The following is a 21,615-nucleotide window of genomic DNA, read 5'->3' as shown; positions in this document are numbered from 1 at the left end:
CAACCTCAGCTTCCTCGGTTCAGACCAGATGGACAACCTCCTGAGAGACCAAAGCTAACCCACCCTACATCCCCGTCACATCGTAAAGGGACAAGAGCAAGAACAATGGCCGACTATCGCACCATCAAGGCAGAGCCGCTCACCAACGCCATCCGCGCCATCGTCAAGGCGGGCGGGTCTACGGACCGCGAAGCCGAGCTTGTGTCCACCAATCTCGTCGAGGCCAATCTCAAGGGACATGACTCGCACGGCGTCGGCATGATCCCGCGCTACGTCCAGAGCGTCACCAATGGCGGCCTCGCCGTGAACCAGCACGTCAAGATCGTGCTCGACACCGGTCCGCTTCTCACCCTCGACGGCCTCACCGGCTATGGCCAGGTGATCGGCCATGAAGCGATGGAGCTGGCGGCAGAGCGCGCCAAGCGCAACGGCGTGTGCCTCGTCGGTCTTTCCAACTCGCACCACATCGGCCGCATCGGCCACTGGGCCGAGCAGTGCATCGACCACGGACTGGTCTCGATCCACTTCGTCAACGTGATCTCCCGCCCGATCGTGGCGCCCTGGGGCGGCAGCGATGGGCGCCACGGCACCAACCCGTTCTGCGTCGGCATCCCGCGCAGGGGCAAGGACCCGATCGTGCTCGACTTCGCCACCAGCAGGATCGCGCAGGGCAAGACCCGCGTCGCCCACAACAAGGGCGTCGAGCTGGAGCCCGGCACCATCATCGACAATGAAGGCAAGCCCACCGTCAATCCGCGCTACACCGTGATCCCGCCGCACGGCGCCATCCTGCCGTTCGGCGAGCACAAGGGTTCGGGGCTCGCGCTGGTCTGCGAAATCCTCGGCGGCGCGCTCTCCGGCGGGCAGGCGGTCAAGGGCCCGTCTGACGGCAAGCACAACGTCCTCAACGGCATGCTCTCGATCATCATCGATCCGGACAAGCTCGGCACCGGCGAGAACCTGGCACGCGAAGTCGAGAGCTTTGTCGCCTGGCACACCGGCTCGCCGCCCGCCCCCGGCGTCGACAAGGTGAAGATCGCCGGCGAGCCCGAGCGCGAGACCAGGAAGAAGCGCCTCGCCGAAGGCATTCCAGTCGATCCGACCACATGGCAGGAGATTATCGAGGCCGGGAAGAAGTTCGGGCTGGACCAGGCCGCGATCGAGAAGATCGTGAGCTGATCGAGACGAGGCTTCTCGCTCGCGTGGTCCCGTCCTTGTGCACAATTGCGCAAAGATCTGGACTACGGCGAAACGTCTCCGCATCCGTGGGACGGATTTGAACCGGCTCCCGTTGTCTTGCGACAACGCGGATATCCCGGCTCACATCCGCCCCCGAGGTACGCATGCTCTCCCGTCTCGCAAAGTTCATGTCCCGCTCGAACGGCCCGTCAGATGCGGCCGACCTCTACCAGCAACGGCTTGCCATCTATGAAAACGAGCTGGGCGAGCCCGAATACAGCTTCAAGGACGGCGCGGAGCGCCGTATCGATATCCATGCCTTCGGCCGCGACTTCGTGCCGGTATGCGACGAAGGCTCTGACGAAGGCTATGTCCTTCTTACCAACGGCATGAGCGAGCAGCGGATGCCGGGCGTCCACGGAGACGCGAAGTCGCGCGCCGAACTGATGTGGTACGTCCGCGAACCGACGCCGGAGATCCGCGACAATCTGCGCTGGCTCGCCAAGCTGCCGTTCATCGACACGACCTGGTTCGGTTTCGGCCATCGGGTGGCGATGCCGTGGCCGCCGGTCGCGGGAACGGAGTTCGAGACGTTCCTGTTTCTCACGCCGGTCATCGGCCCGGACAAGCAAATCGCCGAGGCGCTCGAGATCGCGGGCGATCCGGTCGAGATCCTGACGGTGAACCTGATCTCGCATCAGGAGCTCGCCCTGATCAAGTCCAGGGGGCTCGATCCGTTTCTCGATCTTCTCGACGAGAACGATTATCCGCCGATCTTCGATCCGGCGCGGAAATCGTACGTGTAGGGTGGGTTAGCTGAGCGGATGCGCGAAGCGCGTCTGCTTGGCGTAACCCACCTCTTCTGTCTCTGCGGATACGAACAGTGGTGGGTTACGCCAGCGGACCACGCTTCGCGTGGCCGCAGGGCTAATCCGCCCTACGCAGTTCGCCCCGCCTAATCCACCATGTCCGCGACCGCCTTGCCGCAGGCCGTGGTGTCGGCGTTGCCGCCGAGGTCCTTGGTCCGCAGCGTGCGTTCGGCCAGTGTGCGTTCGATCGCCTCGACGATCGATTTGCCGGCGACCTTCTCGCCGAGGTGCTCGAGCATCATCGCGCCGGACCAGATCGCGCCGATCGGATTCGCAATGCCCTGCCCCGCAATGTCGGGCGCCGAGCCGTGCACCGGCTCGAACACCGAGGGGAAATCGCCCTCGGGATTGATGTTGCCCGACGGCGCGATGCCGATGGTGCCGGTGCAGGCCGGGCCGAGATCGGAGAGGATGTCGCCGAACAAATTGGAGCCGACCACGACGTCGAACCAGTCCGGATGCAGCACGAAGTTCGCAGTCAGAATGTCGATGTGGTACTTGTCCCACTTCACACCCGGAAACTTCTTCGCCATCGCCTCCACGCGTTCGTCCCAATAGGGCATGGTGATGGAGATGCCATTGGACTTGGTCGCGGAGGTCAGATGCTTCTTCGGTCGTGACTGCGCGAGTTCGAAGGCGAATTTGAGGATGCGATCGACGCCGGTGCGGGTCATCACCGTCTGCTGCGTGACGAACTCGCGGTCGGTGTCCGGGAACATGCGGCCGCCGACGGAGGAGTATTCGCCTTCGGTGTTTTCGCGCACCACCCAGAAGTCGATGTCACCGGACTTGCGGCCCGCCAGCGGCGACGGGACGCCGGGCATCAACCGCACGGGGCGCAAATTCACGTACTGGTCGAACTCGCGGCGGAATTTGATCAGCGAGCCCCACAGCGAGACGTGGTCCGGAATTTTGGCCGGCCAGCCGACCGCGCCGAAATAGATCGCGTCGTGCTTGCCGATCTTCTCCTTCCAGTCATCAGGCATCATCTGGCCATGCTTCTCGTAATACTCCCAGGACGAGAAGTCGAAATGGTCGAAATGCAGGGATACGCCGTGCTTCTTCGCGGCTGCCTCCAGAACACGCAGGCCTTCCGGCATCACTTCCTTGCCGATGCCGTCGCCGGGAATGACCGCGATCCGGTATTGCTTCTTGCTCATCGAGAACGTCCTTGGTTGGTCCGGCAGCCGCCGCCTTTTTGACCGCACTGCAATGAACCAAACTCGGCGGCAGTGCAACGCTGCACTGCAATGTTGACCATGGCGCGGCCGAGCGCCTACTGGTTTGATCCTTGTTCCTCTCCTGCGAGTACCCCTCATGGATCTGCATCTGCGTGGCAAGCGCGTCCTGATCACAGGCGCGTCCAAGGGCATTGGCGCGGCCGCCGCCGAGGCGTTCGCCGAGGAAGGTGCGCATCTCCTGCTTGCGGCCCGCAACGGCGAGCAGCTCAAGGCGCTGGCGGACCGCCTGCGCTCCGCCCACCAGATCGATGCGGCGACGAGCGTCGTCGACCTGCGCAAGGCCGAGGATTTGGCGCGGCTCGCCAAGGAAGCCGCCGACATCGACATCCTTGTCAACAATGCGGGCGACATCCCCGGCGGCTCGATTGACAAGATCGACGAGGCGACCTGGCGGCACGCCTGGGAATTGAAAGTGTTCGGGTACATCAACCTGACACGGCAAATCTACGCGCAGATGAAGGCCAAGGGCGGCGGCGTCATCGTCAACGACATTGGTGCCGCCGGCGAAAAATTCGACGCCAACTATATCTGCGGCAGCGCCGGCAATGCCGCGCTGATGGCCTTCACCCGTGCGCTCGGTGGCAAGAGTCTCGCCGACAACGTCCGCGTGGTCGGCATCAATCCCGGGCCCGTTGGCACCGATCGTCACGTCACGCTGCTCAAGACGCGCGCAAAGCATCAGTTCGGCGACGAGAGTCGCTACAAGGAATTCCAGAAGAGCCTGCCGCTCGGCCGCCCCGCGCATGCGCGCGAGATCGGCGACCTCATGGCGTTCCTCGCGTCTGATCGCGCCGGCTATACGTCGGGCGTCATCTATACGGTGGATGGCGGCATCAGCGCCGGTTGGGGTTAACTCTATCCGCGTCATTGCGAGCGTAGCCTTTTTCAAGAGTAGGAGTAACCTAGTTGTCTCAAGACCTGATCCGCGAAACAGCCTGCGCCGTCGTCGACAAGCTGCGTTCCGGCGACGTCTCGCCGCTCGAACTGCTGGATGCGCTGGAGAAGCGCATCGGTGAGGTCGACGGCAAGGTCAACGCCCTGCCGACACTGTGCTTCGAGCGCGCGCGGGATAGCGCCAAAGCGCTGATGCAGAAGCCGGCCGGCGCGCGCGGGCTGCTCGCGGGCCTGCCGTTGCCGATCAAGGATCTGACCGACGTTGCGGGCGTGCTGACCACACAGGGCTCGCCCATCTTCAAAGACAACATTCCCGCGAAATCCGACATCGTGGTGGAGAACCTCGAAGCCAACGGCGCGGTCGTCTACGCCAAATCCAACACGCCGGAATTCGGTGCCGGTGCCAACACCTTCAACGAGGTGTTCGGCGCGACGCTCAATCCCTGGGATACGTCGAAGTCGGCCGCCGGCTCGTCCGGCGGCGCGGCGGTGGCACTCGCCACCGGCATGGCCTGGCTCGCTCAGGGCTCCGACATGGGCGGCTCTTTGCGCAGCCCCGCAGCCTTTTGCGGTATCGCCGGCATGCGGCCAAGCATCGGCCGCGTCGCGCATACGCCGAAATCGGCCATCGATCGCAATCTCGGCGTCCTCGGCCCGATGGCGCGCAACGTCGAGGATCTCGCGCTGCTGCTGGATGCCATGAGCGGCGACTATGCGGCCGACCCGTTGTCGCTGCCGGCGCCCGCGACCTCGTTCCTGTCGGCGGCGCAGTCCGGCAAGAAGCCGAAGCGCATCGCCTATTCGGCGGACCTCGGCATCACGCCGGTCGATCCCGAAGTGAAAGCGATCACCCGCAAGGCCGCAGAGCGCTTCGCGGAAGCGGGCGCCATCGTCGAAGAGGCGCATCCTGACTGGCGCGAGGCGCATGAATGCTTCCACGTGCTGCGCGCCTTCGATTTCGCGATCACCAAGGCTAATTTGCTCAAGACGAAGCGCGATCAGCTCAAGCCCGAGGTGATCTGGAACATCGAGGAAGGCCTCAAGCTCACGGTCGAGCAGCTCGCGCGCGCCGAAGCGCAGCGCGTCGGCATGACCGCGCGCGCGATCGAGTTCTTCAAGACCTACGACCTGCTGCTGGTGCCGACCACGATCGTGCCGCCGTTCCCGATCGAGCACCGCTACGTTGCCGAATGCGCGGGCAAGCGCTTCGACAATTACGTCGAATGGCTCGGTATCGTCTACGCGATCACGCTTGCCTGCTGCCCGGCGCTGTCGCTGCCTTGCGGCTTCACCGCATCCGGCCTGCCCGTCGGCGTGCAGGTGGTCGGCGCGCCGCGCGCGGACGCGCAGGTGATCGCGGGAGCGAAGGTGCTGGAGGATATTTTGGGCCTGCGTGGATCGACGCCGATCGACCCGAAAGTGAAGGCTTGATACGAACTGCACCGGCGGGGGCGTCGCCGCCCCCGCCGTGTCAGCATCCTGATCGTCAGCGCTGCCGGGCGACCGAGGATTGGAGATGCTTCGGCGATCCTAGTCGTTCATCTTCGGCCCGCCGTGATACTGATGCGCATCCATGCCGGCCTCATCCGTTGGAGCGGCGAAGGCGTAAGAACTCGGATGCGCTTCCGATACCTGCATGGCGGCCGGCGAAGCCATGTATGAGTGCTTCATGGCTTCGTGAGCATTGGCGGTGGAGCAAAGCGCGACCAGCACAGCCGACGCGGCGAAAACAGACTTCATCATGATGTGACGTGCCTCTTGTTGACGGCCTCCAGCAAACAAGAGGTGAATATCACAACGTAGGATTTCCAGTCTGAATCGGAGCTCCTGCTATAAGCGCGGCATAAGCGTTCCGCACTCCCGGATTATCTGGAGGCGGCGTGAGCTTCGAGGCTCCGGCTGTAGCGCGACATCGCGAAGCAGAACACGAAGTAGATCGCGGCGACGAAGATGTAGACTTCGACGGAGAACTGCTGCCAGGCGGGATCGATGATTGCGGTCTTCGCCGTCGTCAGCAAGTCGAAGATGCCGATGATCAGGACGAGGCTGGTGTCCTTGAAGAACGCGATGAAGGTGTTCACCAGCGGCGGGATCACATGGCGGATCGCCTGCGGCAGGACGATCAGCCGGTGCTTGCGCCAGTAGGACAGGCCCAGCGCGTCGGCCGCCTCATACTGTCCGCGCGGCACGGCCTGGAGACCGCCGCGGATGACTTCGGCCAGATAAGCGCCCGCGAACAGGATGATGGCGACCTGCGCGCGCAGCAGCTTGTCGATGTTGAATCCGCTTGGCATGAACAACGGAAACATCACGCTCGCCATGAAGAGCAAGCTCACCAGCGGCACGCCGCGGATCAGCTCGACATAGAGCACGCTGAGCGAACGAATCGCTGGCAGCTTTGAGCGCCGGCCGAGCGCAACGAGAATGCCGAGCGGGAAACCAAAGGCGAGACCGAACGTCGCCAGGATCAATGTCACCGGCAGACCGCCCCAGCGATCCTGCGAGACGAAGGAGAGCCCGAGTACGCCGCCCCACATCAGCACGCTGATGAACGTCAGCGCGCCGATCCAGAGATAGGCCAGCTCGCGCCGCCACAGGGCCCTGCGGCTGGAGAGATAGAACAGCGCGATGAACAGCAGCACCGACAGCGCCGGCCGCCACTGCTCGTCGAATGGGTAGGTGCCGAATAGGACGAAGCGGTATTTTTCGGGAATGATTGCCCAACAGGCGCCAAGGCCACGCACCGCCTTGCAGGCGCTGGAGTCATTCGTGGGCGTGAGCCAGACGGCGTTGGCGATGCCCCACTGCACGAAGCTGAAAATGCCCTTGCCGAGCACGGCGAGCAGCACGACCGAGAGGATACCGTTCGGGATCGACGAGAACAGATTGGTTCGGAGCCAGCGCAGCACCGGATTGCCGATCTGCGGGCGGCGGGCAGCGCGCGGCGCGTCCGGGATGTCGGTGATCGCTGTCATGCTCAGCGCTCCACCAGCGCGATGCGCGCATTGTACCAGTTCATGAAGAAGCTGATGCCGAGGCTGATGGTCAAAAACACCGCCATGATCAGCGCGATCGCCTCGATCGCCTGCCCGGTCTGGTTCAGCGTGGTGTTGGCGATCGAGACCACATCCTGGTAGCCGATCGCGACCGCGAGCGAAGAGTTCTTGGTCAAATTGAGATACTGGCTCGTCATCGGCGGCACGATGACGCGCAGCGCCTGCGGCAGGATGATCTGCCGCAGCATGAAGCTGCGGCGCAGGCCAAGCGCGTTGGCGGCATCCCACTGGCCGCGCGGCACCGACTGGATACCGCTGCGCACGATCTCGGCGATGAACGCGGAGGTATACGTCACGAGCGCGAGCAGCAGTGCGAAATATTCCGGCGCAAGCGTGAGGCCTCCGACGAAATTGAAGCCGCGCAGCGCCGGCCATTCGATGGTCCAGGACACACCAAGCGCCACAGACACCGCCGCCGGCAGCGCGAGGACGAGGCCCACCGCGAAGGGCCAGGCCGGCCGCGGCTTGCCATCCCGCATTTGCTGAGCAACGAGCCAGCGCTGGATCAGAAGGAACGCGGCGAGCCCGAGCAACGCCGCTCCCAGCACCCAAAGCTGCGGCGAGCCCACCGGGATCGCCGGCAGGATCAAGCCGCGATTGGAGAGGAACACGCCCTCGACCGGCCTGAACGCCGCGCGCGCGGCCGGCAACGCCTGCATCAGCACGTACCAGAACAGCAGCTGGAGCAGCAGCGGGATGTCACGGAGCGTTTCGACATAGACGGCGGCGAGCCGCGACAGCAGCCAGTTCGCCGACAGTCGCGAGATGCCGATCAGCGTCCCCAGGATGGTCGCAAGCACGATGCCTATCACGGCAACACGCAGCGTGTTCGCGACGCCAACGACGAAGGCCCAGAGGTAGCTGTCTCTCGGATTGTAGGCGAGCAGGCTGTCGGCAATGGGCATGCCGGCTTCGCGGCCGAGAAAGGCAAAGCCGGTCGTGATGCGGCGCGCCGTGAGATTGGTGACGGTGTTGGACCAGAGGAAGGCGATGACCGCGACTACGATCCCGACGACAAGCACCTGCCAGAACAGGCCCTTCAGTTCGTTGGGTCCGAGCGCAGCGAAGAAGCGACGGCGCGGCGGCGGTCTCGGCGTGTCTGTGGTCACAGCACAAAAATCCTTATCGAGAAGCAATGATTTCCGGCGGCGCAAGTCAACTGTTGCACCAATCTCAAAATCGTGCAACAAATGTTTCATGGCCGAGTCCGCGAAATCCTCGCCCTTGAGCGAACTGCGCATTGCGCTGCCATCGCTTCCCCTGCGCCTGCAGGAGGTCGGCCGCTTCGTCGCCGCCAATGATTACGACGCCACCACCCGCTCCATGCGCGATCTCGCCGCCGAAGCCGGCGCCGATCCCGCCGCCTTCACGCGGCTTGCCAAGGCGATCGGCTATTCCGGCTGGGACGAGTTGCGCGCAGCGCTGACGGAAGCGCGGCGGCCGTCGCCGACATCGCCTTTCTCCGGCCGCGCCAAAAGCCGGCGTCATGGCCCGAATGCCGACGTCGCCCTCGTCATCGACAAGCTCGAGGCTGAAGCCGCCGGTCTTCCGCGTATCTCGGCCTCCCCGATCGTGGCGGCTGCCCGCGCGCTCCACGATGCAAAACGGATCTGGATCACCGGCTATCGAAGCTGCCGCAGCGTTGCAGAACTCTTGAACTACGAGCTTCGCCTGTTCCGCCCAGAGCAGGTGCAGCTCGTCGGCGTGTCCGGTCCCGACGACCTCGATCTTGGCGCATTCCGCCCCGGCGAGGCCGTCATCGTCATCGGCTTCCTGCCCTACACACATGCGAGCGTCCGCGTCGCGCAAGCCGCCCATCGCGCCGGCGCAACGCTGATCGCGATCGCGGACAGCCTCTCGGCACCGATGGCCGAGGGCGCCGACCATGTATTGCTGTTCGAGGCGGCCTCCTCCCCCGGCTTCTTCCCGAGCCTGACCGGCGCCATCGCGATTGCGCAGTCGCTCGCCGCGGTGACGTTCTCGCTCGGCGGCACGACGGCGAAGAAACGTCTGGAAAATACCGAGGCGCGGCTCACTGCTGCCTCCACCTACGTCTCAGAGAAAGGTTGACCCATGAGCACTCGCACCAGCCGCGTGCTGCATCGATCGCTCCGCGAAACGCCGCCCAAGGCGATCGGTGGCGAAGGCATCTATCTCTTTGCCGAGGACGGTCGCCGCGTGATCGACGCCTCCGGCGGCGCAGCCGTCTCCTGCCTCGGCCATCAGCATCCGCGCGTGATCGCGGCGATGGCGAAGCAGGCCTCGACGCTGGCCTATGCCCACACCGCCTTCTTCTCCTCCGAGCCGGCCGAAGCGCTGGCCGAGAGGCTGGTCGGGCACGAACCCGGCGGTCTTGCCTATGCCTATTTCGTCAGCGGCGGATCGGAGGCGATCGAAGCCAGCATCAAGCTCGCGCGACAATATTTCATCGAGCGCGACGAGCCGCAGCGACAGCATTTCATCGCGCGGCGGCAGAGCTATCACGGCAACACGCTCGGCGCGCTCGCCGCTGGCGGCAACGCCTGGCGCCGCGCGCCTTATGCGCCGCTGCTCTCGGACGCCTTCAGCCATGTGACGCCGGCCTTCGCCTATCACGAGAAGCACGACGGCGAATCCGACGCGCAGTTCGTGGCAAGGCTGGCCGCCGAGCTCGAAGCCGAGTTTCAGCGGCTTGGTCCTGACACCGTGGCGGCGTTCCTCGCCGAGCCCGTCGTCGGCGCCACCGCTGGCGCGGTTACGGCGCCTGACGGTTACTTCAAAGCGATGCGCGAGATTTGCGACAGGCACGGCGCGCTGCTGATCCTCGACGAGGTCATGTGCGGCATGGGCCGCACCGGCACCACGCACGCCTGGGAGCAGGAAGGCGTCGCCCCGGACATCCAGGCGATCGCAAAGGGACTCGGCGGCGGCTATCAGCCGATCGGCGCGATGCTCGCGAGCGGCAAGATCATCGACACCATCCGCTCCGGTTCAGGCGCCTTCCAGCATGGCCACACTTATCTGGCGCATCCCCTCGCCTGCGCGGCCGCCCTCGCGGTGCAGGACGTGATCCGCGACGACAATCTGCTCGAGCAGATCAAGCAGCGCGGCAAACAGCTCGAGCAACGCCTCACCGAGCGCTTCGGCAATCACCGCCATGTCGGCGACATCAGGGGACGCGGGCTGTTCTGGGCGATCGAACTCGTCGCCGATCGGGCGACACGTGCCTCGTTCGATCCGGCACTCAAGCTGAACCAGAAGATCAAGGTGGAAGCCTTCGCCAACGGGCTCGGCTGCTATCCCGGTGGCGGCACCGTGGACGGCGTCCGCGGCGACCATGTGCTGCTGGCGCCGCCCTATATCGCCTCCGCGGAGGAGATCGACCTGATCGTCGACAAGCTCGGCACGGCCGTCGACAACGTGTTGCGTAGTGTCAGTCACTCAGGGGAGAGTTAGCATGATGAGGAAAGTGGTTATCGCAGCGAGCGTGCTCGCAGCATCGACGATTGTTGCATCTGCAGCGACGCTCGACACCGTAAAGGGCCGCGGCACGCTGGTGTGCGGCGTCAGCGCCGGTTTTGCCGGCTTCTCCGCGCCGGACTCGCAGGGCAATTACAAGGGCCTCGACGTCGACTATTGCCGTTCGCTCGCCGCCGGCGTGCTCGGCGATGCCAGCAAGGTCCGTTACGTCTCATTGACCGCGCAAAATCGCTTCACCGCGCTGCAATCGGGCGAGATCGACGTGCTCTACCGCAACTCGACCCAAACCTATCTGCGCGGCGTCACGCTGGGCCTGCGCCAAGGGCCGGTCAACTTCTACGACGGCCAGGGCTTTGTCGTGAAGAAGGACCTCGGCGTGAAGGAGATCAAGGATCTCAAGGGCGCCACCGTCTGCGTCGCGCAGGGCACCACGCATGAGGTCACGCTCGGCGATTACGGCCGCGCCAACGGCATCGACTGGAAGCCGCTGGTGTTCGACCGCGTCGACACCATGTACCAGACCTTCTTCGGCGGCCGCTGCGATGCCATGACTCAGGACGCCTCCGCGCTCGCCGGCGCGGTGACGACCGCCGCGCCGAACCCGGCCGACTATGTCGTGCTGCCGCAGACCATCAGCAAGGAGCCGCTCGGCCCGTTCACCCGCAACGGCGACGAGGTCTGGAGCGACATCATCACCTGGCTGCATTACGGCCTGATCGAGGCCGAGGAGCTCGGCGTCACGCAGGCCAATGTCGACGAGATGGCGAAGTCGCAGACGCCGGCGATCCAGCGGCTGCTCGGCGCCTCCGGCGATCTCGGCTCTCGCCTCGGGCTCGACAACAAATGGCTGGTCACGGCGATCAAGGCCACCGGCAATTATGGCGAGATCTACGAGCGCAACGTCGGCAAGGCGAGCCCGCTCAAGCTCGACCGCGGCCTCAACGGCCTCTGGAGCAAGGGCGGCTTGATGTACGCGGTGCCGTTCAAGTAAGGAGTTCACCTCTCCCCGCTTGCGGGGAGAGGTCGGATTGCGAAGCAATCCGGGTGAGGGGGAGTCTCCGCGCGTCCAGCCTTCACTTTTTGCGCGGATAGAGCCCCTCACCCCAACCCTCTCCCCGCAAGAACGGGGAGAGGGAGAAGAAGCACCAAGCCCATGCGCATCGCCCTCATCCACGCCCTCAAGCATTCCATCGCCCCGATCGAGGCGGCGTTCGCACAGGCGTGGCCGGAGGCGCGGCTGATGAACCTGCTCGACGACAGCCTGTCGGCTGACCTGGCACGCGATGGCAAGCTCAACGATGCCATGACCGAGCGCTTTCTCGCGCTCGGCGATTATGCGGCAGCGACCGGCGCGGACGGGATTCTGTTCACCTGCTCCGCCTTCGGCCCCTGCATCGAGGCGGTCGCGCGCGCGCATGCGCCGATGCCAGTGCTGAAGCCGAACGAAGCCATGATCGAGCGGGCGGTGACGATGGGCAAGCGGATCGGCCTGCTCTCGACGTTCCCGCCGACGCTGGCGTCGATGCCGCCGGAATTTCCCGCGTCCGTCCAGATCGTGCCGAAACTTGCCGAGGGTGCCCTGGCGGCGCTCGATCGTGGCGACCGTACCACGCACGACCGGCTGATCGTCGAAGCGTCAAGGGATTTGCACGATTGCGACGTCATCGCACTCGCGCAATTCAGCATCGCGGCGACGGCGCCGCTGGTCGCGGAAGCCACTTGCCGTCCCGTCGTGACGACGCCGGATAGCGCGGTCGACAAGCTGATGAAGCTGCTGAAGGCGAATGCTTAAGCGCCGGTCTTTTTCGTTCGCCGCGCGTCCTTGATCGCGACCGCGAGCGCGGCCTTGGTCTCGTTGACGAAATCCTCGACCAGCTCCTCGCGCGTGGCATGCGCGGCCTCGCCGGTGAACAGGCCCTGCTCGGCCAGCATCACCACGCCATGCAACGCCGCCCAGATCTTCAGCGCCTGCCGCTCGCGCAAATAGCCGACCGCGGGCGCTTCCAGCGCTTCAATCACGAGCGCAAACGTCTCACGTGTGGCTTCATGCAACTCGCTGCCCTTGACGGCGCAAGACACGGTGCGTGACGCGAACATCAGCCGGTAGACACCGTTGCGGCGCAGGCCAAAGTCGAGCGTCGCCTGCGCCAGCCGCGACAGTTTCGATTGCTTCGACGGCTTTGCCATCGCCTCGCGCAGAAGTGCGCTCAGCTGCCGGAACGCCTCCGCCGTCACCGCGGTTAGCAGCGCTTCACGATCGGCGAAATGCCGATACGGCGCCGGCTGCGAGACACCGAGCTGTTTTGCCAGCGCCTTGATGCTGATCGCCTCAGCGCCACCCTGCTCCGCCTCGCGCAACGCGGCCTTGATCAGGGCGTCGCGAAGATCGCCATGGTGGTAGGTGTTCGCAGGCTTACGGGCAAGTTGTGAACGCATGTCGGTGCGAGCCTATAAGTTTGCGCTTGACAGGGGAAGCCTGCCGCGAATGTAATAGGCTATAACTTAGTTAAGAACCAAATGAGGAAAAGCGCGCCGCCTTTCGGGGCCCGCGCATACGACCGAGGAAGCCGCATGACAGAGCGACTGAGGGTTCACGTCGATCCCGACAAATGCCAGGGCCACGCGCGCTGCAAGGCGCTGGCGCCGGAGCTGTTCGAGCTCGACGAATACGGCAACGCCCATGAGGCTGGGGACGGCATCGTGCCGCCGGGTCTCGAAGACAAGGCCTGGCTTGCCAAATCCAACTGTCCGGAAATCGCGATCGATGTGATCGAGGAGTAGCGCGGCCTCCGCCGCTTGCGTGCTTTCAGCGAACACAAGCCCAAGGATTCCGAGATGTCCGACGTCAGCCAGCCCGCCGCCCATCCGCCCGTCACCGACTGGGTCAACGATTTCGATCACACCGATCCGCAATGGACGGACGATCCCTTCCCGATCTGGGAGGAGCTGCGCGCCGCGAGCCCGGTCGTGCACACGGAACGATTCCTCGGCTGCTACATGCCGACGACCTATGAGGCCGTGCGCGAGATTGCCAACGACACCGAGCATTTCTCCTCGCGCCGCATCATTGTCCGCGACGTCCGGCCCGAAGTCGCCAGGAACGCGGCGCCGCCGATCACCTCCGATCCGCCCGTGCACAAGCCGGCCAAGCAATTGTTGCTGCCGCCCTTCACGCCGGATGCGATGAAGAAGCTGGAACCGCGGATGCGCGCGATCTGCAACGAGCTGATCGACGGCTTCATCGCCGACGGCCAGGTCGACGCCGCCGCACGCTACGGCAAATACATCCCGGTTCAGGCCATCGCGCACATGCTCGGCATCCCCGAGAGCGACAGCGATCTCTTCATCAACTGGATCCACATGATCCTCGAGCTCGGCATCAAGGACGAGAGCAAGCTGCTCCAGGCCGTGCAGGAGATGAGCGCTTATTTCAGGGGGCATATCGAGCAGCGCAGATCGAAGCCGACCGACGATCTGATCTCGTATCTGATGAATGCCAAAGACAAGGAAGGCCAGCCGCTGGAGGAGTCCCACGTGCTCGGCTCGCTGCGGCTGCTCCTGATCGCCGGCATCGACACCACCTGGAGCGCGATCGGCTCCTCGCTCTGGCATCTCGCGAGGACACCGGCCGACCGCGCGCGCCTGATCGCGGAGCCCGGGCTGATCCCGGTCGCCGTGGAGGAACTGCTGCGGGCCTATTCGCCGGTGACGATGGCGCGCGAGGTGGTCAAGGAAACCACCATTTCGGGTTGCCCGGTCAAGGCCGGCAACATGGTGCTGCTGTCTTTCCCTGCGGCCAATCGCGATCCGAAGATGTTTCCGGACGCTGACAAAGTCGTGATCGATCGTCGCGAGAACCGCCACGCCGCCTTCGGCCTCGGCATCCACCGCTGCGTCGGTTCCAACCTGGCGCGCATGGAGATGCAGGTTGCGCTGGAGGAATGGCTGAAGCGGATTCCGGACTTCCGGCTCGATCCGGCAGGCACGGTGACCTGGTCGCAGGGCACGGTCAGAGGCCCCCGCCAGTTGCCATTTCTGTTCGGAAAGGCGATGTAGGCCTTTCCAAGCAGCGGAGAGGCCGGACGTGACAGAGCAAGCAACCCAACCGGCCTCTGACCACATCGACCTCGCCGACGCCCGGCGCCGGATCAAGGCGATTTTCATCGGCTCGATCGGCAACCTCGTCGAGTGGTACGATTTCTACGCCTACACGGCGTTCGCGCTCTACTTCGCCCCGGCCTTCTTCCCCGGCAGCGACCCCGTCGTCCAGCAATTGAACGTCGCCGTCGTATTCGCGGCGACCTTCCTGATGCGCCCACTGGGCGGCTGGCTGTTCGGCTACATCGCGGATCATTACGGCCGGCGCATCTCGCTGACGCTGTCGGTCGTGTTCATGTGCTTCGGTTCGCTGATCATCGCGCTGACGCCGACCTATGCCACGATCGGCTTTGCCGCGCCGGTGATCCTGGCGCTGGCCCGTATGATCGAAGGCCTGAGCCTCGGCGGCGAATACGGCGCCAGCGCCACCTATCTGAGCGAGGTGGCCGATCCCAAGCACCGCGGCTTTTATTCGAGCTTCCAGTACGTCACCTTGATCGGCGGCCAGCTCACCGCGATCATCGTGCTTCTGCTCCTGCAAAAGGTCTTCCTGACTCCCGAGGAGCTGAAAGCCTGGGGCTGGCGCATCCCGTTCGCCATCGGCGCCGCGCTTGCGATCTTTGCCGCAGTGATGCGGCGTGGCCTGCACGAGACCGAGGCCTTCGAGGAAGCTAAGAAGGTCGTGAAGCCGACCGGCTCGCTCGCCAATCTGCTGCGCTACCCGCGCGAGCTGCTCCTGGTGGTCGGCCTCACCGCCGGCGGCACCGCGGCGTTCTACACCTTCACCACCTATATGCAGACGTTCGTGAAACTCTCGGTCGGACTGACCGAGGACCAGACCACCTTCGTGATCTTCGGCACGCTGATCTTCGCGACCATCCTCCAGCCGATCTACGGCGCCATCTCCGACCGGATCGGCCGCAAGCCATTGCTGATCTTCTTCGGCGTCGCCGGCACGCTCGCGACCGTGCCGCTGTTGATGACGCTGAAAGAGACAAAATCGCCGTTCATGGCGTTCATCCTGATCTGCTGCGCCTGGCTGTTCGTCGCCGGATACACCTCGATCAACGCGGTGGTGAAGGCCGAGCTGTTCCCGACCAATGTCCGCGCGCTCGGGGTGGGCCTGCCCTATGCCATCACCGTCTCGATCTTCGGCGGCACCGCACCGGCGATCGCGCTCTATTTCAAGAGCATCGGGCATGAAGAGTGGTTCTACTATTATCTCGCCGGCGTCATTTGCCTGTCGCTGATCATCTATTCCACCATGCGCGACACCAAGCACGCCTCCGCGATGCACCGTCACGAGTAGGTCATGGCTGACGAAACACCGTCCGACAGCAAGCTGACGCGCACCAAGGAAAAATGGGCGCGCGAGGGCCGCTTCCTCACCGGCAAGATCACGCGCCCTGGGGATCAGCGGCTGCCGCCGGGACAGCACCTGACCAAGGACTGGCCGGTGCTCGATCTCGGCGTCGTTCCGCCGGTGTCGCGCGAGCGCTGGCGGCTCGACGTCTATGGTGCGGTCGAGACTCCTGTGTTCTGGACTTATGCGGAGTTCGCCGCGCACAAGCAGGCGCAGTTCACCTCCGATATCCATTGCGTCACGACCTGGTCTCGTTACGACAATCAGTGGGAAGGGCTTGCGACGCGCGAGTTGCTCGCGGCCTGCCAGCCGCGCGACGACGCACGCTTCGTCGTGCTGCATTCCTATGACGGCTACACCACAAATCTCGCGCTGGAAGACTTTGCCGCCGAGGACGCCCTGCTCGCCCACAGCTGGTCGGGGGCGCCGCTGTCGGACGAGCATGGCGGCCCGGTGCGGCTGGTCGTGCCGCATCTGTATTTCTGGAAGAGCGCAAAGTGGCTCCAGGCGATCGAATTCGTAACCGACGACGCGCCGGGTTTCTGGGAAGTCCGCGGCTATCATAACCGCGGCGATCCCTGGGCCGAGCAGCGCTATTCAGGCGATTAGGTTCAAGCAGGACGGGGGAAAGCCCATGCCGACGGAACGCTTTCAATTCACGGGCGAAGGCGGCCATCAATTGGCGGCGGCGCTGGAGCTGCCGGACGGCGAGCCCACGGCCTACGCGCTGTTTGCGCACTGCTTCACCTGCGGCAAGGATACGCTGGCGGCCAAGCGCATCTCGGTTGCGCTTGCCGCCAAGGGCATCGCCGTGCTGCGCTTCGACTTCACCGGGCTCGGCTCCAGTGAAGGCGATTTCGCCAATTCGACCTTCTCCTCCAACGTCGCCGATCTCGTGCGCGCTGCCGATCATCTCCGGACGACCCGCAAGGCCCCGTCGCTCCTGATCGGTCACAGCCTTGGCGGCGCCGCAATCCTTGCAGCGGCCGGACAAATCCCCGAAGCCAAGGCGGTCGCGACCATCGCCGCGCCTTCCGACCCGACGCATGTGACCGGTCTGTTTAAAGAGCATATCGACAGTATCCGCGCGCAGGGCGAGGTCGAAGTCTCGCTCGCGGGCCGTCCATTCCGGATCAAGCGCGAGTTCCTCGACGACATCGCCGAGCACGCGTTGATGAAGGACATCACCGGCTTGCACAAGGCGCTGCTGATCATGCAATCGCCCGTCGACGACACCGTCGGCATCGACAATGCAACGAAGATTTTCGTGGCGGCGAAGCACCCCAAAAGCTTCGTTTCGCTCGACCACGCCGATCATCTGCTGAGCAAGCCGGCCGACGCGCTCTACGCTGCCGAATTGATCGCCGCCTGGGCAAGCCGTTATATCGACACGTCAAAGGTCGCGAAGACCACCGGTGCGGCGGAAGAACCGCGCAAGGTCGTGGTGCAAGAAACTCGCAAGAGCAAATTCAACCAGATCATCACAGTCGGGCCGCATCATCTGGTGGCGGACGAGCCGGTCGCGGCCGGCGGCGAGGATGCGGGCCCCGGCCCCTATGACTTCCTGCTCGCAGGGCTCGGCGCCTGCACCTCCATGACCATGCGCCTCTATGCTGACCGGAAATCGCTACCGCTCGATCGCGTCACCGTCACGCTGAAACATTCGAAAATCCACGCCAAGGACTGTGCGGAGTGCGAGACGCGGGACGGCATGCTCGACCAGATCGAGCGCGACATCGCCATCGACGGCACGCTCGATGCCGAGCAGCGCAAGAAACTGATGGAGATCGCCGACAAGTGCCCGGTGCACCGGACGCTGACCTCCGAAATCCGCATCGTGACGAAGGCCGTGGACTAGCGGATCATTGTTTCGAGCATGATCTCTTGGGAAACCGCTTCACGCATTTCCGGACCATGCTCTAGAAGCACGATACCATCGTCCGCAGCGCCGCGCTGATCTCGTTCTCGCGCCACGCCGCAAAGCCGAGCAGCAAGCCGTGATCGCGCGGCCGTTCCAACGCCAGGCTGGACAGTGCTCGCGCCACAACGCCAGCCTCGGCCAGCCGCTTGACGGCCGCCTGATCAGCGCGACCGCGCTTGAAGCGCGCAACGAGCTGGATGCCGCCCGAGGGCACTTCGGCCGTAAGCACCTCGCCGAGATGGCGCTCCAGCCCTTCGACGAGGTGATCGCGGCGCGTGTGATAGAGTCGGCGCATCCGGCGCAAATGCGCCAGGAAATGACCGTCCGCAATGAACTCGGCGAGCGCTTCCTGGATCTGGCTGGACGCAATCAGGCCGATATGCCGCTGTGCGATCTCCAGTGTGCCGACCAGCGCCTGCGGCACGACGAGGTAGCCAAGCCGGATATCCGAGGTCGTCGCCTTCGAGAAGGTGCCGACATAGAACACGCGGCCATGCGCATCGAGACCCTGCAAGGCCGGCACCGGCCGGCTGTCGTAATGGAATTCGCCGTCGTAATCGTCCTCCACGATCCAGGTCTTGCCGGGCCGACTTGACCTGAGAAACTCGGTGCGGCGCGCCAGCGACATCAGCCGTCCGGTCGGGTGCTGATGCGACGGCGTCATGAAGATGAGCTTTGGCGCGGCCATTCCCGGCATCCGCTGCATGCCCTGCTCGTCCAGCCTCATGCCCGTCACGCGCGCGCCGGACGCGTGGAAAGCGGCCGCGGCGCCGGGATAGCCGGGATCCTCGACCCAGACTTCGTCACCGGGCGCAACGAGCACGGCCGCGATCAAGGTCAGCGCCGCCTGCGCACTCGGAAGGATCAGGATCTGGTCCGCCGTGGCACGTACGCCCCGGCTGGTCGCCAGATAATGCGCCAGCGCCTCACGCAGCCGCGTCCGGTTGACCAAACCAAGCTCGCGCCTGGCTGCGCGCACAGCACTACGGCGCAGGCAGCGTGCCCAGATATCGTTCGGAAACTCCCTGAAATCGCCGTGCCCCGGACGCAGCGGCTTGAGGGGTGCCTGATAGGATATCGACCAGTCGGTCTGCTTGAACTTCGCAGCCCAAGGCGAGAGCTGCGTCCTGGCAGAGCGGACGCGCGACGCGGCGGCGCCGACCCCTTCGATGCGCTGGCCGCCGTCGACCGTCACTACCGGGCGGCGCCCGCGTGACGCCGCCAGATATCCCTCCGCGGCAAGCTGCTCGAACGCATAGGTGACGGTATTGCGCGAAACGCCGAGGTCACTCGCAAGCCGGCGGCTCGACGGCAGCGCGCTGCCTTTGCCCAGGCGTCCGGTCGCGATCAGGCTTCGGAGCTGGCTTGTCAACTGAGCCACCAGTCCCTCGTCATCCGCCCGTTTCAGGTCGATCTGCGCGACGATCATCGCTTCCGAAACTGGCACCTCATTCCTTTCTGATCTGGCACTTTTTCAGGTGCCAGCGAGGATGCTATCTGCGGAACCGGACTGCTTCAAGGATTTTGCGATGAACTCCCTCTCATCCCGTGCGGCCATCGGCCTGTTCCTGATCGTCGTGCTGGCCTGGGGCGTCAACTGGTCGGTGACCAAGCAACTCGTGCAGTTGCTCCCGCCGCTGTGGACCGCAGCAATCCGCAGCTGGATCGCCCTGGCGGCATTGTTCGTGATCCTCGGACTGAGCAACAATCTGGTCATCCCGGAGCGGCGTGACATCCCCGTGGTCCTGAGCGTCGCGCTGCTGCACATGACGATATTCTCGGTCCTGGTTGCGGCCGGTGTGCGCTTCCTGCCCGCGAGCAAGGCCATCGTGCTCGGCTACACCACGCCGCTCTGGGTCGCGATCGCCGCGCCCCTGCTCGGGAAGGACACACTGACCGCGCCAAAGCTCGCCGGCGCCCTGCTCGGAATGATCGGCCTTGCCGTGATCCTGAATCCGACCTCAATCGACTGGTCCAATGCCAACGTCTTGATCGGCGCCGGCATGGTCGTCCTGGCCGCGATCTCCTGGGCCGCGAACATCATCTATATCCGCGCGCATCACTGGATCGCCTCGCCGCTCCAGCTGCTGATCTGGCAGGTTCTCGTCGCGACGATTTTGCTGACGGTCAGCGCACTCGTCGTCGATGGTCTGCCGCACGCGGAGTGGTCGTGGAGGCTCGTCCTGCTGTCCCTGTACTCAGGCCTGATCGGAACGGCGCTGGCTTATTGGGCGATGTCGATGGTCAACAAGAGCATCTCGGCCCTGACGACCTCGCTCGGCACCACGGGAACGCCGCTCGTCGGGATCGCAACTGCCGCAATCCTGCTGGGCGAGCCGATCGATATGAGCCTTGCCGTTGCGGCCGGACTGATCGTCGCCGGCATCGGTCTTGCGACTCTGGGCGACCGGCTGCTGCGCGGTCAGGCCACCGCGAGTGGCTGAACGCGCAACGCGCCGCGCAGGCCGGCCGTCGTGCCGAGCAGGATGCCGGCGACCGCGACAAACGAACCCAGCGCGAGGGTCGACATGCCGGTGAGCCCCTGACCGATCGAACAGCCGAACGCCATCACCCCGCCGATCCCCATCAGCGCGGCGCCGGTGCCTGAGCGCAGCATGTGGCGCGGTGAGGAATAGCCTTCGAGATGGAAGCGGCCGGTGGCGAGCGCTGTGATCAGACTGCCGGCGAAGACTCCGGCAACCGTCGCGATGCCGAAGTTGAGCGTCAGGCCGGTCGAGAGCATGGCGTATTGCAAGGCGTCCGCGATCGGCGCGATAAAGGTGAGCGATGTCACCGGCACCGGGTTGAAATCATCGGCACCGATATAGCCGGTAACGAACCAGCCGCCGGCGACGAGAAGACCGACGATGATTCCTGCTGCGATCTGGCCCGGCGACCGCCGAAACGCCGGATGCGCGAAAGCAAACAGGATCAGCGCGACGACGACCACGACAGCGGCCAGCGCCCGCGAAACAGCTTCCGCAGCTCCGAGCGTTGCCAGCAACGACGGCAGCGAATTGACGCTGACGGTGGTTTGCGAAGCCTGAACCAGCGCAATGCGCGCCGGTGCGATCAAGCCCTTGAGCGTCATCTGCGCGGCGATGCCGAGCACGATCACGACCACGAAGGAACGGAGATTGCCACGGCCGAGCAGCACCAGCGCCCGCGAGCCGCAGCCATTCGACAGCACCATGCCGTAGCCGAACAGCAGACCGCCGAGGAACAGCACCGGTACCGAGAAGGTTGGTTGCAGGTAGATCGACTTGCCGAGATCGACCATGCCGTTGCCGGCGAGGAACTGGCTGGCGGCGATCGCCACCGCAATCGCCAGCGCATAGGACCGCACCGGCCGCCCGTCTCCCCCGGCCAGCCAGCCGCGCATGCTGCTCATCAGGCAGAAGCCGCTGAGCAGGCCGACGGCGCCGTAGACGAGGCCGATGACGAGGCCGGCGAGGATGACGAGCTGGGTGGAGTCCATTGGTTGTTCTCAGGCCTCTCGCCATGCTCCGTCATTGCGAGCGCAGCGAAGCAATCC

General features: G+C 64.7%; 21 protein-coding genes. 14 read left to right on the top strand and 7 right to left on the bottom strand.

Annotation, left to right across the window (positions count from 1 at the left end):
- Positions 1 to 105: 105 nt before the first annotated feature.
- Positions 106 to 1,179 (top strand): malate/lactate/ureidoglycolate dehydrogenase, encoded by a 1,074-nt coding sequence (locus tag AB7532_RS10670; protein WP_441234748.1) that lies wholly within the window; start codon positions 106 to 108, stop codon positions 1,177 to 1,179.
- Between the two features lie 164 nt (positions 1,180 to 1,343).
- Positions 1,344 to 1,985, top strand: a complete 642-nt coding sequence (locus AB7532_RS10665; protein WP_441234747.1) for a suppressor of fused domain protein — start codon at positions 1,344 to 1,346, stop codon at positions 1,983 to 1,985.
- A 149-nt stretch (positions 1,986 to 2,134) separates the two neighbouring features.
- Here AB7532_RS10665 and AB7532_RS10660 read toward each other — a convergent pair whose 3' ends face one another.
- Entirely contained in the window at positions 2,135 to 3,208 is a 1,074-nt protein-coding gene (locus tag AB7532_RS10660) for a tartrate dehydrogenase (protein ID WP_441234746.1), read from the bottom strand.
- Between the two features lie 157 nt (positions 3,209 to 3,365).
- Between AB7532_RS10660 and AB7532_RS10655 the strand changes: the two genes are divergently transcribed.
- Together AB7532_RS10655 and AB7532_RS10650 are read left to right on the top strand one after the other, a co-directional pair.
- Positions 3,366 to 4,142: an SDR family oxidoreductase gene (locus tag AB7532_RS10655; RefSeq protein ID WP_441234745.1), complete on the top strand. Its 777-nt coding sequence runs from the start codon at positions 3,366 to 3,368 to the stop codon at positions 4,140 to 4,142.
- A 53-nt stretch (positions 4,143 to 4,195) separates the two neighbouring features.
- Positions 4,196 to 5,614 (top strand): amidase, encoded by a 1,419-nt coding sequence (locus tag AB7532_RS10650; RefSeq protein WP_441234744.1) that lies wholly within the window; start codon positions 4,196 to 4,198, stop codon positions 5,612 to 5,614.
- 99 nt (positions 5,615 to 5,713) lie between these two features.
- Here the strand turns inward: AB7532_RS10650 and AB7532_RS10645 are convergent, their stop codons facing one another.
- The 3 genes from AB7532_RS10645 to AB7532_RS10635 form a co-directional block, all read right to left on the bottom strand.
- On the bottom strand, positions 5,714 to 5,926 hold the full coding sequence (locus tag AB7532_RS10645) for a hypothetical protein (RefSeq protein ID WP_441234743.1): 213 nt from the start codon (positions 5,924 to 5,926) through the stop codon (positions 5,714 to 5,716).
- A gap of 122 nt (positions 5,927 to 6,048) precedes the next feature.
- The gene (locus tag AB7532_RS10640) at positions 6,049 to 7,158 is read right to left on the bottom strand and encodes an amino acid ABC transporter permease (protein WP_441234742.1); all 1,110 of its coding nucleotides are present in this window, start codon (positions 7,156 to 7,158) and stop codon (positions 6,049 to 6,051) included.
- A 2-nt stretch (positions 7,159 to 7,160) separates the two neighbouring features.
- Positions 7,161 to 8,348, bottom strand: a complete 1,188-nt coding sequence (locus AB7532_RS10635) for an amino acid ABC transporter permease (protein WP_441234741.1) — start codon at positions 8,346 to 8,348, stop codon at positions 7,161 to 7,163.
- An 88-nt stretch (positions 8,349 to 8,436) separates the two neighbouring features.
- Between AB7532_RS10635 and AB7532_RS10630 the strand changes: the two genes are divergently transcribed.
- From AB7532_RS10630 to AB7532_RS10615, 4 genes are all read left to right on the top strand, one after another.
- On the top strand, positions 8,437 to 9,309 hold the full coding sequence (locus tag AB7532_RS10630; protein ID WP_441234740.1) for a MurR/RpiR family transcriptional regulator: 873 nt from the start codon (positions 8,437 to 8,439) through the stop codon (positions 9,307 to 9,309).
- 3 nt (positions 9,310 to 9,312) lie between these two features.
- Positions 9,313 to 10,674: an aspartate aminotransferase family protein gene (locus AB7532_RS10625; protein WP_441234739.1), complete on the top strand. Its 1,362-nt coding sequence runs from the start codon at positions 9,313 to 9,315 to the stop codon at positions 10,672 to 10,674.
- A 1-nt stretch (position 10,675) separates the two neighbouring features.
- Positions 10,676 to 11,689, top strand: a complete 1,014-nt coding sequence (locus tag AB7532_RS10620) for an amino acid ABC transporter substrate-binding protein (protein WP_441234738.1) — start codon at positions 10,676 to 10,678, stop codon at positions 11,687 to 11,689.
- A 162-nt stretch (positions 11,690 to 11,851) separates the two neighbouring features.
- On the top strand, positions 11,852 to 12,490 hold the full coding sequence (locus AB7532_RS10615) for an aspartate/glutamate racemase family protein (RefSeq protein ID WP_441234737.1): 639 nt from the start codon (positions 11,852 to 11,854) through the stop codon (positions 12,488 to 12,490).
- Here the strand turns inward: AB7532_RS10615 and AB7532_RS10610 are convergent.
- Positions 12,487 to 13,134 (bottom strand): TetR/AcrR family transcriptional regulator, encoded by a 648-nt coding sequence (locus AB7532_RS10610; protein WP_441234736.1) that lies wholly within the window; start codon positions 13,132 to 13,134, stop codon positions 12,487 to 12,489. The two genes, AB7532_RS10615 and AB7532_RS10610, sit on opposite strands and share 4 nt — an antisense overlap.
- Before the next feature lie 135 nt (positions 13,135 to 13,269).
- On the opposite strand from AB7532_RS10610, the gene AB7532_RS10605 reads away from it, so the two are divergent.
- From AB7532_RS10605 to AB7532_RS10585, 5 genes are read left to right on the top strand one after another with little or no spacing between them, the layout of a single operon-like run.
- Positions 13,270 to 13,479: a ferredoxin gene (locus tag AB7532_RS10605; RefSeq protein ID WP_015687579.1), complete on the top strand. Its 210-nt coding sequence runs from the start codon at positions 13,270 to 13,272 to the stop codon at positions 13,477 to 13,479.
- Positions 13,480 to 13,533: 54 nt separating this feature from the next.
- Entirely contained in the window at positions 13,534 to 14,754 is a 1,221-nt protein-coding gene (locus AB7532_RS10600) for a cytochrome P450 (RefSeq protein WP_441234735.1), read from the top strand.
- A gap of 28 nt (positions 14,755 to 14,782) precedes the next feature.
- Positions 14,783 to 16,105, top strand: coding sequence for an MFS transporter (locus AB7532_RS10595; RefSeq protein ID WP_441234734.1), 1,323 nt, complete (start codon positions 14,783 to 14,785; stop codon positions 16,103 to 16,105).
- Positions 16,106 to 16,108: 3 nt separating this feature from the next.
- A complete protein-coding gene (locus tag AB7532_RS10590) occupies positions 16,109 to 16,768 on the top strand; it encodes a sulfite oxidase-like oxidoreductase (protein ID WP_441234733.1) in 660 nt (219 codons plus the stop codon).
- Between the two features lie 25 nt (positions 16,769 to 16,793).
- Positions 16,794 to 18,017: a bifunctional alpha/beta hydrolase/OsmC family protein gene (locus tag AB7532_RS10585; protein ID WP_441234732.1), complete on the top strand. Its 1,224-nt coding sequence runs from the start codon at positions 16,794 to 16,796 to the stop codon at positions 18,015 to 18,017.
- 61 nt (positions 18,018 to 18,078) lie between these two features.
- On the opposite strand, the gene pdxR is transcribed toward AB7532_RS10585, so the two are convergent.
- The gene (gene pdxR / locus AB7532_RS10580; RefSeq protein WP_441239238.1) at positions 18,079 to 19,509 is read right to left on the bottom strand and encodes a MocR-like pyridoxine biosynthesis transcription factor PdxR; all 1,431 of its coding nucleotides are present in this window, start codon (positions 19,507 to 19,509) and stop codon (positions 18,079 to 18,081) included.
- 100 nt (positions 19,510 to 19,609) lie between these two features.
- On the opposite strand from pdxR, the gene AB7532_RS10575 reads away from it, so the two are divergent.
- Positions 19,610 to 20,524 carry a DMT family transporter gene (locus AB7532_RS10575; protein ID WP_441234731.1) on the top strand — a complete coding sequence of 305 codons (915 nt, stop codon included), beginning with the start codon at positions 19,610 to 19,612 and terminating at the stop codon, positions 20,522 to 20,524.
- Here the strand turns inward: AB7532_RS10575 and AB7532_RS10570 are convergent.
- Positions 20,503 to 21,558 (bottom strand): YeeE/YedE family protein, encoded by a 1,056-nt coding sequence (locus AB7532_RS10570; protein WP_441234730.1) that lies wholly within the window; start codon positions 21,556 to 21,558, stop codon positions 20,503 to 20,505. The genes AB7532_RS10575 and AB7532_RS10570 overlap by 22 nt on opposite strands.
- Positions 21,559 to 21,615: the final 57 nt, after the last annotated feature.

Source organism: Bradyrhizobium sp. 930_D9_N1_4 (assembly GCF_052076015.1).
Taxonomy (GTDB): Bacteria; Pseudomonadota; Alphaproteobacteria; order Rhizobiales; family Xanthobacteraceae; genus Bradyrhizobium.
Note: the sequence above shows the minus strand (reverse complement) of the source record. Positions and strands in the feature narration are given on the sequence as shown.

What these genes read in the sequence shown, in the direction of transcription:
- AB7532_RS10585 (WP_441234732.1), top strand. Translation starts at nt 16,794, where the DNA reads ATGCCGACGGAACGCTTTCAATTCACGGGCGAAGGCGGCCATCAATTG.
- AB7532_RS10640 (WP_441234742.1), bottom strand. Translation starts at nt 7,158, where the DNA reads ATGACAGCGATCACCGACATCCCGGACGCGCCGCGCGCTGCCCGCCGC.
- AB7532_RS10610 (WP_441234736.1), bottom strand. Translation starts at nt 13,134, where the DNA reads ATGCGTTCACAACTTGCCCGTAAGCCTGCGAACACCTACCACCATGGC.
- AB7532_RS10645 (WP_441234743.1), bottom strand. Translation starts at nt 5,926, where the DNA reads ATGATGAAGTCTGTTTTCGCCGCGTCGGCTGTGCTGGTCGCGCTTTGC.
- AB7532_RS10620 (WP_441234738.1), top strand. Translation starts at nt 10,676, where the DNA reads ATGATGAGGAAAGTGGTTATCGCAGCGAGCGTGCTCGCAGCATCGACG.
- AB7532_RS10575 (WP_441234731.1), top strand. Translation starts at nt 19,610, where the DNA reads ATGAACTCCCTCTCATCCCGTGCGGCCATCGGCCTGTTCCTGATCGTC.
- AB7532_RS10655 (WP_441234745.1), top strand. Translation starts at nt 3,366, where the DNA reads ATGGATCTGCATCTGCGTGGCAAGCGCGTCCTGATCACAGGCGCGTCC.
- AB7532_RS10670 (WP_441234748.1), top strand. Translation starts at nt 106, where the DNA reads ATGGCCGACTATCGCACCATCAAGGCAGAGCCGCTCACCAACGCCATC.
- AB7532_RS10625 (WP_441234739.1), top strand. Translation starts at nt 9,313, where the DNA reads ATGAGCACTCGCACCAGCCGCGTGCTGCATCGATCGCTCCGCGAAACG.
- AB7532_RS10605 (WP_015687579.1), top strand. Translation starts at nt 13,270, where the DNA reads ATGACAGAGCGACTGAGGGTTCACGTCGATCCCGACAAATGCCAGGGC.
- AB7532_RS10615 (WP_441234737.1), top strand. Translation starts at nt 11,852, where the DNA reads ATGCGCATCGCCCTCATCCACGCCCTCAAGCATTCCATCGCCCCGATC.
- AB7532_RS10600 (WP_441234735.1), top strand. Translation starts at nt 13,534, where the DNA reads ATGTCCGACGTCAGCCAGCCCGCCGCCCATCCGCCCGTCACCGACTGG.
- AB7532_RS10590 (WP_441234733.1), top strand. Translation starts at nt 16,109, where the DNA reads ATGGCTGACGAAACACCGTCCGACAGCAAGCTGACGCGCACCAAGGAA.
- pdxR (WP_441239238.1), bottom strand. Translation starts at nt 19,509, where the DNA reads ATGATCGTCGCGCAGATCGACCTGAAACGGGCGGATGACGAGGGACTG.
- AB7532_RS10665 (WP_441234747.1), top strand. Translation starts at nt 1,344, where the DNA reads ATGCTCTCCCGTCTCGCAAAGTTCATGTCCCGCTCGAACGGCCCGTCA.
- AB7532_RS10630 (WP_441234740.1), top strand. Translation starts at nt 8,437, where the DNA reads ATGGCCGAGTCCGCGAAATCCTCGCCCTTGAGCGAACTGCGCATTGCG.
- AB7532_RS10660 (WP_441234746.1), bottom strand. Translation starts at nt 3,208, where the DNA reads ATGAGCAAGAAGCAATACCGGATCGCGGTCATTCCCGGCGACGGCATC.
- AB7532_RS10570 (WP_441234730.1), bottom strand. Translation starts at nt 21,558, where the DNA reads ATGGACTCCACCCAGCTCGTCATCCTCGCCGGCCTCGTCATCGGCCTC.